This is a genomic window from Sinanaerobacter chloroacetimidivorans (assembly GCF_018128545.1).
In the GTDB taxonomy this organism is placed as follows: Bacteria; Bacillota; Clostridia; order Peptostreptococcales; family Anaerovoracaceae; genus Sinanaerobacter; species Sinanaerobacter chloroacetimidivorans.
Map to the genome: position 1 here is coordinate 104,284 of NZ_JAGSND010000013.1, position 14,452 is coordinate 118,735.

Annotated in this window: 8 protein-coding genes; 7 read left to right on the plus strand and 1 reads right to left on the minus strand. The window is 43.1% G+C overall.

Annotation, left to right across the window (positions count from 1 at the left end):
- Positions 1–5 precede the first annotated feature (5 nt).
- Positions 6–3,326, minus strand: coding sequence for a transglycosylase domain-containing protein (locus KCX82_RS16760; protein WP_227019639.1), 3,321 nt, complete (start codon positions 3,324–3,326; stop codon positions 6–8).
- Positions 3,327–3,536: 210 nt separating this feature from the next.
- Between KCX82_RS16760 and KCX82_RS16765 the strand changes: the two genes are divergently transcribed.
- The 7 genes from KCX82_RS16765 to KCX82_RS16795 all read left to right on the plus strand — a co-directional run bounded on the left by KCX82_RS16765 (position 3,537) and on the right by KCX82_RS16795 (position 14,334).
- Positions 3,537–3,953 (plus strand): HutP family protein, encoded by a 417-nt coding sequence (locus KCX82_RS16765; RefSeq protein ID WP_227019640.1) that lies wholly within the window; start codon positions 3,537–3,539, stop codon positions 3,951–3,953.
- A gap of 80 nt (positions 3,954–4,033) precedes the next feature.
- Positions 4,034–6,442, plus strand: coding sequence for a DNA internalization-related competence protein ComEC/Rec2 (locus KCX82_RS16770; protein ID WP_227019641.1), 2,409 nt, complete (start codon positions 4,034–4,036; stop codon positions 6,440–6,442).
- Positions 6,394–7,449, plus strand: coding sequence for a DNA polymerase III subunit delta (holA, locus tag KCX82_RS16775; protein WP_227019642.1), 1,056 nt, complete (start codon positions 6,394–6,396; stop codon positions 7,447–7,449). The genes KCX82_RS16770 and holA overlap by 49 nt, the downstream gene beginning before the upstream one ends.
- Position 7,450: 1 nt before the next feature.
- Positions 7,451–8,353, plus strand: a complete 903-nt coding sequence (locus tag KCX82_RS16780) for a DMT family transporter (protein ID WP_227019643.1) — start codon at positions 7,451–7,453, stop codon at positions 8,351–8,353.
- 184 nt (positions 8,354–8,537) lie between these two features.
- Complete coding sequence (nuoE, locus tag KCX82_RS16785; RefSeq protein ID WP_227019644.1) at positions 8,538–9,056, plus strand: NADH-quinone oxidoreductase subunit NuoE; 519 nt, start codon at positions 8,538–8,540, stop codon at positions 9,054–9,056.
- Positions 9,057–9,071: 15 nt separating this feature from the next.
- A complete protein-coding gene (locus KCX82_RS16790; RefSeq protein WP_227019645.1) occupies positions 9,072–10,820 on the plus strand; it encodes an NADH-quinone oxidoreductase subunit NuoF in 1,749 nt (582 codons plus the stop codon).
- A gap of 19 nt (positions 10,821–10,839) precedes the next feature.
- The gene (locus tag KCX82_RS16795; RefSeq protein WP_227019646.1) at positions 10,840–14,334 is read left to right on the plus strand and encodes an FAD-dependent oxidoreductase; all 3,495 of its coding nucleotides are present in this window, start codon (positions 10,840–10,842) and stop codon (positions 14,332–14,334) included.
- Positions 14,335–14,452 lie beyond the last annotated feature (118 nt).

The window sequence follows — 14,452 nt, forward strand, 5'->3', positions numbered from 1 at the left end:
TCTTTTTAATTTAAGAAATTTAACCAGTCAGGAGGGGCATTTTCATCATCCGGCTTATGATTATTATCTCCCGGATTGATGATTATGCCGCCGTCTTCATTGTCAGAACCTCCGCCGGGGTTTCCGTCCCAGTTGAAGTCAGGATTTAAAGTGGCGTTCGGATCAATAGGATAGGTTGAGGTATCCAGATTATGCAGATTACAGTAATAACCGGGTGCCTCATATTCGATATCGCCTACGCTTGGATTTACGGCATAGGGACGTTTTACCGCAACCTTTGTTACTGCATTGGGGCAGTAAGGAGTAGCCAGATACCCGCTGTCACTGCATACGGTCACGGAAACGTGTACATTATCCGTTGTGGTCGGCTCCGTCCCTCTGACAAAATATTCGTTGATTACGGTTCCTCTTGAATCAAGGGCGCTTAACTCAGACGGCAAACGACCGGATTTGGAATCGATGGCAACGCTGATCACGTTATCGGCAGACGGGAAACTTCCGGAAGCTATGCCGGAATGTGCCTGTTTCATAATTTTGCTCCAAAGCTTGGCGGCTGCCGCACTTCCCTGACTCAATTCGATATTCACGTCATTTCCGATCCAGACGGAAGCTGCGTATTGAGGAGTAAATCCTACAAACCAAGCGTCGTAGTTATCGGAGGTGGTTCCTGTTTTGCCGGCTACAGGCTGACTGCCTATGGCAGCTCCTTTAGCGATTCCGTTGGTTACGGTGGTTCTGAGCATATCGGTTATAATAAAGGCAACACCTTTATCCATCACCTGTTCTTTTGCAGCGGAATTTTCTAAAATGACCTCTCCACGCTTATTGGTAACCTTCGTATAAGAAATAGGTTCGGTATAAAAACCCTGATTTGCGAATGAACCATAACCGGCAACCATTTCCAGAGGTGAGACACCCTTGCTCATACCGCCGAGTGCCAAGGCCGCCGCATTCATATCATTTACATTTCCGGATTCTATAATACTGGTAACACCAAGCTTCTTTAAAAAGCTTACGGAATTGGAAACGCCGATTTCACTAAAGACTTTTACCGCGTTTACATTCACAGATTGTTCGATAGACTGCCGCATGGTATATAAGCCCCGATATCCGTTATACCAGTTTTTTGGCCAGAGCTTGCCCTGGATGGTAAGCGGAGCATCGTCAATAACACTGGCAGCGGTCCACAGATTACCGTAGCTGTTACCTTCGGAGGCTGAATTTACCTGTCCTGAGTTTGCTTTATCCACAGCACTTTGTAAAGCAGGGCCGTAAACCCCCATAGGTTTGATAGCAGAACCGGGCTGACGAGGACTGGTAGCGCGGTTGAACAGCAATCTGCCTTCGATATTTCTGCCCCCGACCATTGCTTTGATACCACCGGTTTTATAATCAAAAATAACCATAGCCGACTGGGGCTGTATGATTTTCTGTTTCAGTACGTAATGACTGTTGCCCAGTTTGATACCGGAAGGAATAAACTCAAAGAAATCCGGTTTCTCTTCAAAGAATTTTCCGTCAATGATTAAATTTCCGTCTTCATCTTTGCTTTTGTATTGCTGAGGTATCTGGATAACGCCGCCTTTCATAGAGTAGAAGATGCCGTCCTGCACTACATACATATCCTTGAATTCTACACTGTAATCGATTTGGCCCTGGACTTCCGTTTTATAGAAGTTAAGCCGTTTTCCTTTGAATAATTTGATTCCGCCATTATCAACCGAGGTGTATTCATCAGAAGATAATGTAAAATTACCCTCGGAATCAAAGTAATTGTCATAACTGTACAGAAGAATTCCGCCGTTGGAATTTAATACATTACCGGCACCATCCTTTTTTAATCCGGTAACCTTGGGGAAATTGCCGTTATTGGTAAATTCCTGCTCCGCAATTTTTTGCATGTTCGTGTTCATGGTCGTGTAGATGCGAAGACCGCTGTTATAGATCATCTGTTTTGCTTTTGATTCGTCGATGTCATATTCCTTCATGAGGTCTTTTACCACTTCTTTAATCGTAAAATCAGCAAAGTAGGATGAGATTTCATTGGACGTATCCTCACTCGGATTCATTGACAGTTTTAAATCGGCTGCTTGTGCCGTCTCAAGCTCTTCTTTGCTGATCTTTCCCTGATCATACATAAAGCTGAGCACCAGATTTTTTCTGTCTTTTACAGCATCATTATAAACCAATGTGTAGATATCACCGCGGCGGAGGATATTCGGATTGTCGGCTTCCACCTGATCACTTTCGTATCTTTTTATAAGGGCCAGCCGATCCGGAGCCTGGGGAAGACTTGCAAGGGCAGCACATTCTTCAAGTGTTAATTCGGATACATCCTTTGAAAAATATGCTTGTGATGCTGCCTGGACCCCGTTGGAATTGTATCCTAAAAAAATCGTGTTTAAATAAGCCTCAATGATCTGCTCCTTGGATAGATGACGCTCCAATAGCACCGCATAATAGGCTTCTTTAATTTTTCGCGTCAGGGAGTAATCCGCCTTGGTTTCCGCAAGATACAGGTTTCTAGCCAGCTGCTGGGTGATGGTACTTGTTCCGCTGATAGATCCGCCCTCAAAGACGCTTTCTTTGATTGCGCCCAATATACGTACAAAATTAAAACCGTTGTGATCCCAGAATGTTTTGTCTTCAATAGAGACGAACGCATTTACCAGGTCATCCGGCAAGTCGGAATAGGATACGTTCGTACGCAGACCTTCTGAGGTCAGAATACTGTCTACAATATTGCCTTCATCGTCATAAAGCACGGAATTTTCCGCGAGAAGCGAATAAATATTCTCCGGTTTAATAGGAGGAGTGGTTACGATAATGGATGTCACCACAGCCCCGAGTATGATGATGAAGATCAGGCATGTAAATAGGATAAACTTAAAAAATTGCTTCTTATTGAGTGAATACTTTTTCTTTTTTTTCTTTTTCATAGGTCCCTCTACACTGTCAAGTGTACTCTTCACATTCGTATTTCCCTTATTTTCTGTTGGTTCAGAACTTTTTTGGGAGCTGATTTTATCCGATATCTTTGTAAACAGATTCTGGGGTTTAGACTCGGAAAGCCTTTCCAATCTAGTCTTTCGCTCCGGTTGATCCGGTAGGGCTGGGGAATGCTCATCGATATCATTCAAATTACTGATTACCGTTCTGCCGGTATCCTGATTCAATTTACTTTTTGTATCCTCTGTTTTATCTGTTCTATTTATACTTCTATCGAATTCGTTACTGATTTTGTCAAACTTGTCAAAGAAATCATCTATTTCCCTTTGCTTGTTACCTTTATTAAACTCATCGGTCAACGTGATCACCTGCCTCATTAATTAATTGTAATGAATCCCCAATCTATTATAACATAGCGAGTCAATAGTGTTAATGGAAATATCAACAAAGACACATACTTGTAATATTGGAGCCTGTCAGGTTGATTTTTCAATCTCTAAGAAGTATAATAATGTGTAGGAAAAAGGGCATCATAGGATGGAAATCACGTATGGAAAATACACAGGAAGCATGGAGGGTTGGTAGGTATGTATGATAGTGTGGACGTAGCCAGAGCTGCAATCAAGCTGGCAATTACATCGAACAGAGCAGCGGAGGAACAGCTTATTGAAAAGCTGAAAGAAAAAGAAATTTATGGAGCTGCTGTGGATATCGGCGGTGATATTGTGAACTCGATCCATTTGGTTATCGAAAGGGCAATCATCGCTTCCAGAAAAAGCGGTGTAACCAAGGAATGTCATGTACAGGACGGAGCCATTGCGGGAGCCTCAAGGGAAGCTTTAATGCAGATTGCGGCAAAAGCCACCGGCCTGAACGGCGGAGGGAAGGTGGCTATCTGCAGACATCGGGAACATTTAAGTGTTTGCATCTTTATGAGTATCGGATTGCTTCATCTGAATGAGGTTGTAATTGGATTGGGGCATCGATCACTGCCGGCGAATTAAAGATTTGACATAATTACCAAATAATGTTATATTGAGAATGAGAAGGGGCGGTTTTTCCAAAAGTATTCGGAGGAGTTCTTTTGAGAAGACCAATTGCTTTTATATTTCTATCCTTTATCAGTGGAATTGCTGTAGAATTCCATCTTAAATTTGGTTTGCATTTTTTGGTTTTTATAACCGTTCTTTCATTATTGCTGCTATTTTTCAGTTTTTTCTATCGCCAGGCCAGAAGTTATTACAAAACTCTGAGCCTTTTTTTATTGATCGGCGTACTGGGCTGCTGGTATTTTTATGCTGCTGCCAGTCGAACGGATCCTTTGGAAACTCAGGCTGGAGAAAACTGCACAGTCACAGGCAGAGTGATCACATACGAGGTCAAGAGTGAATACGGAATGCAGTTCCTTATGAGAAGCGGAGGTTGGTACCGTCTGGTCTGCGTAAAAGGGATTCTTGATCACCCTCACGAAATGGTGGGAAGGAACGTTCAAGTATACGGCACCGTAGAAATTCCTCCAGGCAGCAGAAATCCCAAACTTTTTGATTATCAGCTGTATTTAAAGACAAAAGGCGTTCATGTGATTCTGAGGTCAGAGAAAAATCAAATTTTCCTTTTGGACACAAAGGGGAACCCCTTGGCCAATCAGTTATCCCGTTTCAAACATTATTTTACGGTCTTGCTTCAAAAATCCATGACGGAAGAGGCTCACGGGATCTTTATCGGCATGCTCTTCGGCGACAGAAGCTTGATGAGCGATGATTTATACGAATCCTTTCAGAAGAACGGTATTGCCCATATACTCAGTGTTTCCGGCATCCATGTGGGAATTCTGTATCTTTATATCAGCAAGCTTCTTGGCGGAAGAAAAAGTATGCTTTTTTATGGGATCTCTTTATTGATATTGACCTTTTATGCGGCTTTGGCAGAGTTCTCGCCATCGGTGGTGAGGGCGGAGCTGATGATCGTCGTTCATATGACTGCAAAAATCATTTACAGACGTTATGATTTTACCGCCTGCGCCTCGGCAGGGGCCCTTGCCATGGTACTGGTAAATCCTTATTATTTGTTTAATGTCGGATTTCAGCTTTCCTATATGGCTGTGTTCTGTCTCGCCATTGTCCTTCCCGGCTTTCTTCGGTGGGTCGACAAGCTGGAGGCGCTCTGTCAATTGGAGACGCCCTGTCACATTGAGACAGTAATAAAAATGATCCGATTTTTGGCTCCTCTTCTGGTGATTCAAATGGGAATGGCGCCGCTGACCGCTTATCTTTTCAATTATTTTTCGATTGCTTCATTTTTCGTGAATACCCCTGTCATTGTCATTGCAGGAATCCTGATACCTATTGGAATTTCATTGATTCCTTTATCCTTTATCGGAGGAATGATTTTCGGGGTGGGAGCACAGGCGGCAGAGCTGTTCATTGGAGCTATGATACGGCTAAATGATTTTTTCTATCATCCCGGACTGGGATTCTTTCCTGTTACCAGCCCGTCTATTGGATTTCTTTTCTTTTTTTACAGCCTGTTATTTTTTCTGTCTTCGGAGTACTGCAGGATCTTATATCAAAGGAAGCTGTTCCGAAAAATCATGACATACATCCTCATCTTCCTCATTCTGTCTTGTGGCCTTCACTTGTATTTCGGATCGGAGACCCATAAAGCCGGGCTTGTTTTTTTAGATGTGGGACAGGGTGATTGTCTTCATATCAAAACGCCGACAGGAAAAAACATTCTGATAGATGGCGGGGGAAGTCAGAATTACGACGTGGGCGATAAGATCCTGCTGCCTTATTTTTTGAAAAACGGAGTGCGTTCTATTGATCTGGCCATTGTTACACATCATCATGACGATCATTATTTAGGCCTGGTTCAGCTAGCTCAAAATTTGAAAATAAAAAAACTTGGAACCTATGAAGCCAACGCGCTCCGGGAAGAAGAAATTTTAGCCGAAACGGGACTGAAAAAAGAAAACATGCTATACCTGACCGCCGGAGAACGGATTTCCATTGAAGACGGCATTTGGATCGAGATCCTTTATCCCGAGGAGCAGTCCATCAAAAAATATCACGAACTGATTCGGGAGGACGCGGATGAAAATGAAATCAGCCTTTTGATGAAATTATCCTTCCTGGATATGGATGTATTGATGACGGGCGATATGGGGTTTGACGGAGAAAACCAGATTCTGAAACACTATCGGGAAGACCCTGAAAAGCTGCAGTCGGATATTTTGAAAATCGGACACCATGGCAGCCGATATTCTACCGGAGATGTGTTTTTAAAAACTGTGGATCCGCAAATCGCTGTTTTTCAAGTGGGAAAAAATAATTTCGGACATCCTCATCCTGTGGTCATTGAAAAATGTGAAAAAAAAGGTATAATGATATATAGGAATGACTTGCATGGAGCTGTACTATTGGAGCTTAAGAAAAAGGAGATGACATGGCATATAAGAACAATGCTGGAGGAGAACACGCGTTTAAACGATTAGACAAGGAACTAAAAAATGATGGCCTGAAGAATCTGTTGCTGTTTTACGGGAAAGAGGAATATCTGATTCAATGGGCCATTGATGCCATTGTGAACCGTTATGTGAATCCTGCCTGCAGAGAGCTGGATTTTTTTAAGCTGGACGGACCCACGGTAACGGTAGATCAAATCATTCAAAATTGCGAAACTCTGGCTATGATGTCCCGGCAGAGAGTGGTGCTGATTCGGGATTTCAAGCTTTTGGAAGGCACAAAAACCAAAAGTATCGGAGAAGATGACGAAAAACGCCTTGCCGATTACCTGAAGAACCTTCCGGATAGCTGCATGTTGATTCTGACCTCCGAGAATACGGATAAAAGAAAGAAACTTCTGAAAGTAATAGCCGAAACGGGCAGCGTTTACGAATTTAATGAACTGGATGAACGTTCCTTAAAATCCTTTATTGAGAAAAAGTTCAAGGAAGCGGGGAAGACGGCCAAAGCACCGGTGATAGCCGAATTCATTGCTTCTTCCGGCTACTATGATAAAGAGACCGATTATACCTTGTATAATCTGGATAACGATATTAAAAAAGCTGTTGCTCACACCGAAGGCAATGAAATACTGCTGAAGGATATTAAGGATACGGTGTCCGGCAATCTGGATACCAACGTATTTTCGATGATGGATTCTTTAAGCAAAGGCAGAAAAGAAGAGGCATATCAACTGCTTCATAATCTCCTTCTGTCAGGTGAAAAGGAATACATGCTGCTTTCCTTAATCTGTTCAAATTTTGAATTGATACTGTCGGTAAAGGAAATGAGAGAAGAGGGTTGTTCACTGCAGGACATGAAAGATTATCTTGGCATACACGAGTTTCGTATCAGAAAGGCAATGGAGTTTTCGGAGAGATTCTCTTTAAAACACCTTACCAGGGTTTTGCAGAAGGCCTATGAAGTGGATAAAAATATCAAGACCGGTTTTTTAGATTCATCTCTGGCCTTGGAGATGTTTATAGCGGAGATTTAAGATGACCAAGCAATTAAAAGCTGATTTAATGCTCATTCTAGTGACCCTGTTTTGGGGAGTTTCTTACCTGTTGATTGACATCAGTTTTAGTGAAATCAATGTTTTTACTCTTAATGCTCTTCGGTTTCTCATTGCATTTATTGCAGCAGGGATTCTGGCATTTCCAAAACTGAAAACAGTAAACAGAATCACATTAAAGTACAGTGCTTTACTGGGCGCCGTTCTTCTTGTGGTGTATATCGGTGCTACCTACGGTGTCCGCTATACAAGTCTTTCGAATGCCGGTTTTCTGTGCGCCCTGACGGTGGTCATTACACCTGTTTTGGCTTTTATTTTCCAGAGAAAGAAACCGGATAAAAAATTATTGATTGCTGTTGTTATGTGTCTTGTGGGGATTGGATTGCTGACTCTGAACGAGCAGCTCAGACCTGCTCTCGGGGATATTCTGTGTATTTTATGTGCCTTTGCTTATGCAGTGGACCTTTTGATTACAGAAAATGCAGTAAAGAAAGAGGAAATAAATGCCTTTCAGCTGGGAGTTTTCCAGTTGGGATTTACCGGTATCTATAATTTGGTTCTGGCTTTTTTTGTCGAAAATCCTGTATTGCCGAAGACACCGAAAGTCTGGGTTGCAGTTTTGTTTCTTGCAGTATTTTGTACAGGGGCCGCATTTATCATACAGGTATTGGCACAGCAATATACCAGTGCATCCCACGTTGGCGTAATCTTCTCTCTGGAACCCGTTTTTGCAGGCATTGTTGCATTTGCTTTTGCAGGTGAGGTCCTGACGATGCGGGCATACTTCGGTGCAATCCTTTTAATTTCAAGCATTTTTGCGATGGAATTAGAGATTCCTAAAGTTGTAACTAGTTTCAAAAATTTCGTAAAAAATAAAATTGTTTAAATTGTTGTGAAAACTTTTAAAAATTCACTTAAAGAGTAGTGAAAACCCTTGTAATCTTAATGGATATTTGCTATATTGAAGTTGTTCGGATTAAAGGCTTGTTCAAACAAAATTCGACAGGCCGATAATTCATAAAACGACATGATCACTTTACATGTAATTAGAATTATGGGAGGATAAGATTATGACTTGTAAAAACAGTGATTGTCAGTGTGATTGCAAGGCGCCTGACTTTTCCGAACTGGCAGAAGTGCTGGGGAAATATGCGAAGGTGCCGGGGAGCTTAATTACAATCTTACAAAAAGCTCAGGATATTTATGGATATTTGTCCATGGATGCAATCAATTATATTTCCGAGCAGACTGGTATAAAGCCTGCAAAAATTTATGGTGTTGCGACGTTCTACTCTCAATTCAGACTGCAGCCCATTGGAAAGTATCTAATCATGTTATGCCAGGGAACGGCATGTCATGTAAACGGTTCTGAAATGATTGAAGAAGCTATCTGTGAAGAGCTTTCCATATCAGACGGGGAAACCACAGAAGATGGAATTTTCACACTGAACAATGTTGCCTGTCTTGGCTGTTGTAGTCTTGCTCCTGTTATGATGATCAAGAGTGTACATGGGGACGAAACCTATGGAAATCTTACGAAGGACAGTGTAAGGGACGTACTCCAGGAAATCAGACAAAGAGAAGCGTAGGAGGTGAAGAATAGTATGAAGGTTGTTGTTGGACAGGGCAGCTGTGGTGTCGCTACAGGTGCAAAGAAAACTGCTGCGGAATTTGAAAGCCAGATTAAAGAAAAGGGCCTCAATATAGCGGTAGAAAAGACCGGCTGTATCGGGACCTGCTATTTGGAACCGATTGTTGACGTATATGATGATGATGGAAATATCACAAGATACGTAAAAGTACAGCCTGGTAAAGTTGCAGAAATCGTAGAGAAACATCTGGTTTCCGGCGAAGTAGCTGGAAATCTGGAGATATCCGACATAGATAAGACGTTTATAGATAAGCAGAAAAGAATTGTACTTAGAAACTGCGGTTTAATTAATCCTGAAGCTATTGATGAATATATTGCAACAGGTGGATATGAAGCCACAAAAAAGGTAATCACTTCCATGACTCCGGAAGAAGTTATTGAAGAAATCAAGATTTCCGGTTTGAGAGGAAGAGGCGGAGCCGGTTTCCCAACCTGGTTTAAATGGAATGCAGCAAAATCTTCACCGGGTAAAGTGAAGTACATGGTTTGTAATGCAGACGAAGGTGACCCCGGTGCATTTATGGATAGAAGTGTCCTTGAGGGAGATCCTCATTCATTAATTGAGGGTATGATTATCGGTGGATTTGCAATGGGAGCTACTGAAGGCGTTATCTACGTTCGTGCAGAATATCCCCTTGCAATTCAGAGACTTGAGATTGCTATGTCTCAGGCCAGAGAAAAAGGATTCCTCGGAAAGAATCTCTTCGGAACAGACTTCAGTTTTGACCTAAGAATCAAAGCCGGAGCCGGCGCATTCGTATGCGGAGAAGAAACAGCTCTGATCGCATCACTGGAAGGCGAAAGAGGTATGCCTAGACTGAAGCCGCCGTTCCCGGCTCAGAAAGGTTATTGGCAGAAGCCAACCAATATCAATAACGTAGAAACCTTTGCAAATGTTCCATGGATTATTGCAAATGGCGGAGCGGCATTTGGTGCTATGGGAACTCCTCAGAGCAAGGGTACAAAAGTATTCGCTCTGGCAGGAAAGATTAAAAAGGGCGGACTCGTTGAGGTTCCAATGGGATTGCCGCTAAAAGATGTCATCTACGGAATCGGAGACGGCATCAAGAACGACAAGGCATTCAAGGCAGTGCAGATGGGCGGACCTTCCGGCGGATGTATCCCGGCAGAACTCATCGATACACCGGTTGATTATGAGAATATCAATAAGACAGGCGCTATCGTCGGATCCGGCGGTATGATCGTAATGGACGAAACCACCTGTATGGTTGACATGGCAAGATACTTCCTTGATTTTACAAGAAAAGAATCCTGCGGAAAATGTAACTACTGCAGAGTAGGAACCAAGAGAATGCTTGAAATTTTAGAGAGAATTACTATTGGAGAAGGCAAGGACGGCGACATCGAACTGCTCGAAGAGCTGGCACAAAAAATCAAAGACGGCTCTATGTGCGGATTAGGACAGACAGCGCCAAATCCAGTACTTACTACCATCAAATATTTCAGAAACGAGTACGAAGATCACATTTACAACAAGAAATGTACAGCCAAATCCTGTAAAGAGCTGCTGACGTTTACTATTACCGACAAATGTATCGGATGTACTCTGTGTTCAAAGAAATGTCCGGTAAATGCTATTTCCGGAGAAGTAAAGAAAATGCATGTCATTGACCAGAATACCTGTATTAAGTGCGGAAAGTGCGAGGAAACTTGCAAGTTCGGCGCCATCATCAGAGACTAAGGGAGAGAGGTGAAGAAAAATGAAAAAATTCAGATTAAATATCGACGGAAAAGAAGTTTTCGGACTTCCGGGTCAGACTATTCTTGACATTGCAAAAGAAAATGATATTTATATTCCTACTCTCTGCTTTGATGAAAGAACAGAAATTTATGGTTCTTGCGGCATCTGCGTAGTTGAGGTGGAAGGAAATCCTAAAATGGTAAAAGCCTGTGCTACCGAGATTGCCCCGAATATGATTATTAAAACCACCACAGATCGAGTAAAAGAATCAAGGAAAACAAATCTTGAACTTCTTTTATCCAACCATGTGGGAGACTGCAGACCGCCTTGTGCACTGGCATGTCCAGCTAACACGGACTGCCAGGGATATGTAGGTTTGATCGCCAATGGCCAGTTTGAAGAAGCCATTGAACTGATCAAAGATAAAATTCCTCTTCCCGGCGCTATCGGAAGAGTCTGCCCTCATCCATGTGAAGACAACTGCAGAAGAAAACTGATAGAAGAACCTATTTCCATCGCCTGGCTAAAGAGATTCGCTTCCGACATGGATCTGTCGGCAGAAGATCCATTTATGCCGGAGATTGAGCCGGCTACAGGAAAATCTGTTGCCATCATCGGCGGAGGACCTATGGGTCTGTCTGCAGCTTATTTCCTGCGCAAGATGGGACATGAGGTTACAATATTTGAAGCAATGCCTAAGCTTGGCGGTATGCTGAGATATGGGATTCCTGAATACAGACTTCCAAAAGAAGTATTGGATGAAGAAATTTATCTTATCGAAAAGATGGGTGTGAAGCTTCTTCCTAACACCAAAATCGGTGTAGATATTCCTTTCAGCGTACTGAAGAAGGACTATGACGCAGTTCTTGTCGGGATCGGTGCCTGGGTTTCCACAGGTGTCGGCTGCAAAGGCGAGGATGCGGAAGGTGTCATCGGTGGTATTGACTTCTTAAGAAAAGTCGTAAGAAACGAAGAAATCAAGCTTGGCAAAAATGTGGCTATCGTCGGCGGCGGTAATACTGCCATGGATGCTTGCCGTACGGCGGTCAGACTTGGTGCCGAAAAGGTTTATAATATCTACAGACGTACCAAGGATGAAATGCCTGCTGACATGATTGAAATCGTGGAAGCGGAAGAAGAAGGCGTAATCTTTAAGAACCTGACCAATCCAATTGAAGTCATCAAGGATGAAAATGGTCACGCAAAGCAGGTTTTACTGCAGGTGATGGAGCTTGGAGAACCGGATGCCAGCGGCAGAAGAGCGCCAAGACCAATTGAAGGAAAGACAGAGACCATTGATATTGACACCATGATCCTCGCTATCGGTCAGGCTGTGGATCCAATTGGTTTTGATGATATTGAGCTGACTCGCAAGAAGGGCATCGTTTATGATCCGGACACCTTTATGACCAGTGTGGAAGGCGTATTTGCCGGCGGAGACTGCGGAAATGATAAGATTTCCATCGCTATTGAAGCCATCGCAGACGCTAAGAAAGCTTCCGGCGTCATTGATGCTTACCTCAGAGGAGAGAAGGTTAAATTCGAAAAGCCATATACAGTTGAAAGACATGACATCACGGAAAAGACCTTTGAAGACAGAGAAAGACAATGCAGACCAAAGATGGATCATTTGCATCCGGAGCAGAGAAAAGACAACTTCACGGAAGTGGTCTTCGGCTACGATGAAGAAAAAGCCATGGCAGATGCAAAGAGATGTCTGGAATGCGGCTGTCACGATTATTTCGAGTGTAAGCTCATCGACTTCGCGAATGAATATAAAGTAAAACCGGATCGATTTGCCGGAGATATCAATAAAGTTGAGTTTGAAGACAATCATCCGTTTATCTTAAGAGATCCGAACAAGTGTATCCTTTGCGGACTTTGCGTACGTGTTTGTGATGAAGTTATGGGAGTTGGCGCCCTTGGACTGGTGCACAGAGGATTTGACACCGTTGTAAAACCGACTTTGGAAAAACCTCTTGTAGAATCCGGCTGCGTATCCTGCGGACAGTGTGTAAGCGTATGTCCGACAGGCGCACTTCAGGAAAGGCTGACCATAGCGAAATCTATTCCTCTCAAGACAGAAGTAACAGATACGACTTGCTCCTACTGTTCTGTAGGTTGCAGTTTGCATCTGGAGACTTACGGCGATATGCTGATCAAGGCAGTGCCTGACAAGGAAGGTGCCGTAAACAAAGGACTTCTCTGCGGAAAGGGCAAATTTGGATTTGACTGTGCTGAGCTTGACGGAAAGCTGGTTGATCCGATGATCAAAAAGGAAAAGGGACTGGAAAAGGTTGATTATCATGAAGCCTTTGTTCTGACTGCGAAGAAAGCTCAATCCATTGGTGCGAAATACGGCAAGGATGCAGTGGCAGTTGCCATCTCCGACCGTTATACCAATGAAGAAGCTTATGCAATGAAAAAATTTGCAGATACCATCGGTGCAAAAACTCTTTGCTTCAACAACAGACAGAGTGGTATTTCCAAGGTGCTAGGTTTTGATGCATCACCGAATACCATTGATGAACTCTTGGCAACAGAAGTGATCCTGGCAGCCGGTTTCCATACTGTCCTGAATCCTGTTATTCAGCTGAAGATCAAACAGGCTGCGGAAGCAGGCGCAAAAGTAGTGCTTATCAATCCGGTAGGATATGAACAGCATTTCGAATTTGCATCCAAGGTTATCTATGTAAATAATGACATCACTTTCCTTCAGGAAGTTGCGAAGGCACTGCTTGATATGGGTAAGACCTCCAAGGCAGAAGGCTTTGAAGAATTCACGGCCAGCCTGGATAAGGTAGAGGCAGGCAATGATGCGAAAGAAGTAGCGGAGCTGTATGGAAATGCCAAAAAGGCTATGATCGTATTCCAGCAGAATCTGGTAACAACGGAGGCGGCTACGCTTCTTGCGGATATCGCAGTTGTTTCCGGACATATCGGAGCCCCAAGAGACGGTATCCTCCAGGTGAAATCCAAGAATAACAGCCAGGGTCTTGTAGATCTTGGAATCAGAGCCGGTGCGGAAGCGATGGAAGGTGTGAAAGCACTTCTGGTATTCGGTGAAAATCCGGATGCAGATCTTTCCGGATTAGAATTCCTGATGGTTTCCGATACCCATATGACTGCTACAGCTGAAAAAGCAGATGTCGTGATTCCTGGAACATCCTTTGCCTCAACAGACGGAACGTATACCAATACGGAAAGACGACTTCAGCCGGTACAGCAGGCGATCGATGAAGATGTGGCCATCAGCAATTGGGAAATTGCCGCTGAGCTTGCTCATGTATTCGAAGTGGAAATGCCTTTTGATGATACGTACGATATTTCCAAGGAAATGGATGATCAGCTTTATAAATATAAGTATGCGGAAATCGGAGAAATCTTCGGCGGTGTTCTTGCACCGGAGAAACCGGTTCTGCAGGTTGTTGATAAGGCAGAGTTCGTAAAACCTCTGGCATGTACAGATAATCTAATGAACGTCATTTCACAAAGATTACCGAAACCGGTATAAAAAATTAAATATTGATAGAGGTTATTTTGTTAAAAAAATAAGGTTGATTGAAAACATAACTTCCGTTTTCTGTACAGACAAGTGATTGAAAGAGTAAGCGCAGTTTTTTTAGAAATGA